Genomic DNA, 4805 nt, shown 5'->3' on the forward strand with positions numbered 1-4805 from the left:
GACAAGGCGTGGGGGGTGGAGGGCTCCGGGCAGGAGGGTGCCGTCGGCGCGGCGGACGAGCTGGCCGTCGACGGTCCAGCCGGCCGGGGTGGGGGTGGCGGTGGTCTCCGGGTCGACGGCGTCCCGGCCCTGGAAGAGCCGTCCGGCGCGCACGTCGGCGCCGGTGACGGCGAGTTGGGCGAGCGCGGTGAGCAGTCCGGACAGGCCGGGGCGGCGGCGGTCGTCCAGGGTGACGGTGGTGTGCGGGCGGTCTTCGAGGATGGCGTCGACGAGGCGGCTGAGCACCCGTCCCGGGCCGACCTCGGCGAAGACCCGGGCCCCGGCGGCGTACATGGCCTCGATCTGCTCGGTGAAGCGGACCGGGGCGCCGATCTGCTCGGCGAGTTCGGCGCGGATGGTGTCCGGGTCGGCGGGGTAGGGCGCCGCGGTGCGGTTGGCCCAGACCGTGAACGCGGGTGTGCCGAGGGGGAGTCGGGACAGGTGTCGGGCGAACACGGCGCCGGCGCCGGCTACCTTCGGGCTGTGGAAGGCGCAGGCCACCCGGAGCGGCTTGGTGGCGAGGCCGGCGCCGCGGAGCGTCTCGGTGGCCTCGGCCAGCCGCTCGGTGGGTCCCGAGACGACGGTCTGGCGCGGCGCGTTGTGGTTGGCGACGACGATCGCGCCGGCGGCCGGCGAGCCGCGCAGCACCGCCTCGATCTGGGCGGGGGTGGCGGCGACGGCGGCCATGCCGCCGGGGTCGCCGGTGCTCACCTCGGCGAGGATGGCCTCGGCCCTGGCGGCGCTGGCGGCCAGCACGTCGTCGGGCGCCAGCACCCCCGCCGTGCCGAGCGCGACCAGCTCGCCGTAGCTGTGCCCGGCGGCCATGTCGGGTCGGACGCCGAGGCAGGAGAGCAGTTCGGCGGCGGCCAACTCGACGAGGCCAAGGGCGGGTTGGGCGACGGCGGTGTCGGTGATCCGGGCCTGTTGCCGGGCCGCCGCCGCCTCGTCGAAGGCGGCGGGCGGGTAGATCCGGTCGGCCCAGCGGGCGCCGCGCCTGAGGTGGTGCTGGAGTTCGGGGAAGGCGACCAGGAGTTCGGCGAGCATGCCGGGCCGTTGGCTGCCCTGGCCGGGGAAGAGGAACGCCAGCCGGCCGGACCCGGCGCCTTCGGGGGCCGCGGTGTGGATGCCGTCGTCCGGGGCCGACTCGCCGTCGGCGGCCCGGCGCAGCAGTGCGGGCAGGGCGTCGAGGCGGTCGGCGACGACGGCGACGCGGACGGGCTCGCCGCGGGTCGCCGCCAGGTCGGCGCGGCGCGCCGCGTGACGCGCGTAGTCGCGGAGCCGCCATGGTCCGCCGCGTTCCACCGCGGCGAGCAGCGACCTGGCGGCCGCGCGGGCGGCGGCGGCGTCGCGGCCGCGGAACAGCAGCAGCTCGGCGGGCCATTCGTCGAACGCGTGGACGGCTGGCGGCTGGTTGTACGCGCGTAGCACGACGTGGAAGTTGGTGCCGCCGAACCCGAAGGCGCTGACGCCGGCGATCCGTTCGGCGGGCTCGGTGGCCCAGGGGCGCGCCTCGGTGTGGAAGGCGAACGGGCTGGTGGCCTCGTCCCAGGCCCCGTTGGGCCGGTTCAGGTGCAGGGTGGGAGGGCGGACGCCGTGGTGCAGGGCGAGGGTGGCCTTGATCAGGCCGGCCAGGCCGGCGGCGCACTTGGTGTGCCCGATCTGGGACTTGACCGAGCCGACGACGCAGCCGCCGGGGGCGGCGCCGGCCTCCTCGAACACCTGGGTGAGGGTGGCGAGTTCGGTGCGGTCGCCGACGACCGTGCCGGTGCCGTGGGCCTCGATGAGGCCGACGTCGGCGGGCGAGACCCGGGCGTTGGCGTAGGCCCGGAGCAGCGCGGCCCGTTGGCCTTCGGGGCGGGGCGCGGTGAGGCCGAGCGCCCGGCCGTCGCTGGCGCTGCCGACCCCGTCGATGACGGCGTAGATCCGGTCGCCGTCGCGCTCGGCGTCGGCGAGCCGCTTGAGCACCACGCAGGCCACGCCCTCGCCGAGCGCGATGCCGTCCGCCGCCTCGTCGAAGGTGGCCGAGCGGCCGCTGGGCGAGAGGGCGTGGACGGAGGAGAAGAGCAGGTAGTCGTTGATGCCGTTGTGCAGGTCGGCGCCGCCGCACAGCACCAGGTCGCTGGTGCCGGTGGTCAGTTCCTTGCAGGCGGCGTCGACGGCGGTGAGCGAGGAGGCGCAGGCGGCGTCGACGGTGTAGTTGGCGCCGCCGAGGTTGAGCCGGTTGGCGATCCGGCCGGCGATCACGTTGGCGAGCATCCCGGGGAAGGAGTCCTCGGTGAGCCGGGGCAGTTGCTCGTCGAGGCCGGCGGGGACGGTGCCGAGGTAGCCGGGGAGCACGCTGCGCAGGGCGGTGGCGTTGGAGAGGTCGCTGCCCGCCTCGGTGCCGAAGATCACGGAGGTGCGGCGGTGGTCGGCGTCCGGGCTTTCGAGGCCGGCGTCGGCCAGGGCACGCCTGGCGGCTTCCAGGGCCAGCAGTTGGACGGGCTCGATGGCGGCGAGCGAGGCCGGCGGGATACCGAAGCGCAGCGGGTCGAAGGGGATCGGCGGGAGGAAGCCGCCCCACCTGGACGGGGTGCGCTCGCCGTCACCCGCCGGGTCGTAGTAGACCTCGGGGTCCCAGCGCTCGGCGGGGACCTCGGTGACGCAGTCGCGGCCGGCGAGGATGTTGGCCCAGTAGGCGGACACGTCCTCGGCGCCGGGGAACATCCCGGCCATCCCGACGACGGCCACCCGCAACGGCTCCGGCGCGCGCTCGGGCGCGTCCTCGACGGCGTGCCCGGGCGCGGGCAGCCCGAGGCGCGCGCGCAGCTCGGCGGCACGGGCGCGCAGCCAGCGTTCCGCGCCCTCGGCAACGGACTCGTGGAGGGCGGCCAGGGTGGTGGTCCGGTCACGCAGCACCACCGTCTCGCCGGCCATGAACATGCCCTCGTCGGCCTGGCGGCGTTCGTCGACGGGGCGCAGCTCGTCGCCGACCCGCTCGATGCCCTTGCTGGCCAGCCGGAGCCGGCCGACGTTGAACCGTTCGAGCCGTTCCCAGATCTCGCGCTCCGGTACGCCTTCGGCGCGGAGCCGGGCACGAAGCCGTTCGAAGTCGGCGCCGAACGCGCTGCTGGCGCAGCGGGTGGCGTGGCCGGGGGCGGTCTCCAGCAGGTCGGTGCCCTCGGCGGCCACGAGGTGGCGTTGGAAGAGCGGCCTGATGGCACCGGCCCTGACCGCCTCCTCGGTGAACAGGTAGGCGGTGCCCATCAGCACGCCGGTGGCGACGCCGGCCCGGGTGAGCGGGGCGGCGAGGGCGGCGGTCATGGCGGCGGACCGCTCGTCGTGCACACCGCCGGCGAAGAGCACGACCAGGCCGTCGCCGCGGGGCGCCTCGGGGTCGAGGGAGGCGAGGTGGTCGAGCAGGACCTCGGTCTGCGCCTCCCAGAGCGGGAAGCTGTTGCGCGGCCCGACGTGGCCGCCGCACTCGGCGCCCTCGAAGACGAACTTGCGGGCGCCGGCGGCGAGGAACTGCCGCAGCAGCCCGGGCGACGGCACGTGCAGGAAGGTGGCGATGCCGTCGGCCTCCAGGGCGGCGGCCTGGGCGGGGCGGCCGCCGGCGACGATGGCGTGGGTGGGGCGCAGCCGGCGGACGACGTCGAGTTGGGCGGTCCTGACGGCCTCGTCGGCGAAGCCCAGGATGCCCACGCCCCAGGGCGCGTCGCCGAGGGCGGCGCTGGTGCGCTCCAGCAGGGCGCGGGTGCCCTCGGCGCCGGTGAGCGCGAGGGCGAGGAAGGGCAGGCCGCCGTGGGCGGCGACCTCGGCGGCGAACTCGGGCTGGTCGCTCACCCGGGTCATGGGGCCCTGGGCGACGGGGAGCCGGGCGCCGAGGGCGCGGGCGGCGGGGGCGTCGGGGCCGAGCGCGGTGGCGGCCGTGTCGTCGCGTACGGCGTCGGCGACGGCCCCGCGTATGCCCCGCACGGCCTCGGCGACGCTGGGCCAGCGGCGGGCGAACGCGGCGGCCAGCGGGGCCTCCTGGCCGACCGGGAGCAGCTGGGTGCGCAGGTCGGGGCCGACGCGGGCGGCGAACTCGGCCGGGTCGTCCGGCAGTTCAGGGGTGCCGGGGCCGCGGCGCCGCAGCACCCGCACGCCGTGGTGGCGGACGGTCTCGGTGCCGTCGAGGACGGCGAGCGTCTCGGTGATCTCCAGCGGCAGCGCGGCCTCGTCGAAGAGCGCGAGCTGGGTGTCGAGCACGACGCCGGCCGCGCCGCCGACCACGGCGGCGGCGGCCGTGTGCGGCCCGATCCCGCCGGCGGCCCAGACGGGGAGGGTGTCGCCGAGGTCGGCCAGCACCTGCTGGAGGAGCACGAAGGTGCTCAACTCGCCGGCGCGGCCGCCGCTCTCCGAGCCGCGGACGATCAGCCCGGCGGCGCCGGCGGCGGCCGCGGCGCGGGCGCCGGACAGGTCGGTGACCTCGGCGAGCACGGTGCGGTCGACGAACTCTGTCGGCTCGCGTGTGGGGTCGGCGAGCAGCACGGTGGTGGCGGCCGCCGGCAGGTCGCCCGGGGCGACGGGGCAACCGGGGCGCACGCGGACGCCGAACGGCGCGGTGGACCAGCTGGCGGTGCGGTCCAGGGCGTCGGCGGCGCCGCGCGGGTCGTCGTCGGGCAGTTCGAGTACGCCGAGCGCGCCGGCTCGCGTGGCTGCGACGGTCAGCCGTGGCGAGGGGCGGTGCACCGGGTTGATCACGATGACGAGACTCGACTGCGGGGGATGGTGCGGGGGATGGG

Annotated in this window: 1 protein-coding gene; it reads right to left on the minus strand. The window is 77.0% G+C overall.

Going from position 1 to position 4805, the window contains the following annotated elements:
- Positions 1-4764, minus strand: a 4764-nt coding sequence (locus E1283_RS31940; protein WP_243745250.1) for a type I polyketide synthase, incomplete at its 3' end; no start/stop codon positions are given.
- Positions 4765-4805 lie beyond the last annotated feature (41 nt).

Origin of the sequence: Streptomyces hainanensis (assembly GCF_004348415.1) — a bacterium.
Lineage (GTDB): Bacteria > Actinomycetota > Actinomycetes > Streptomycetales > Streptomycetaceae > Streptomyces > Streptomyces hainanensis.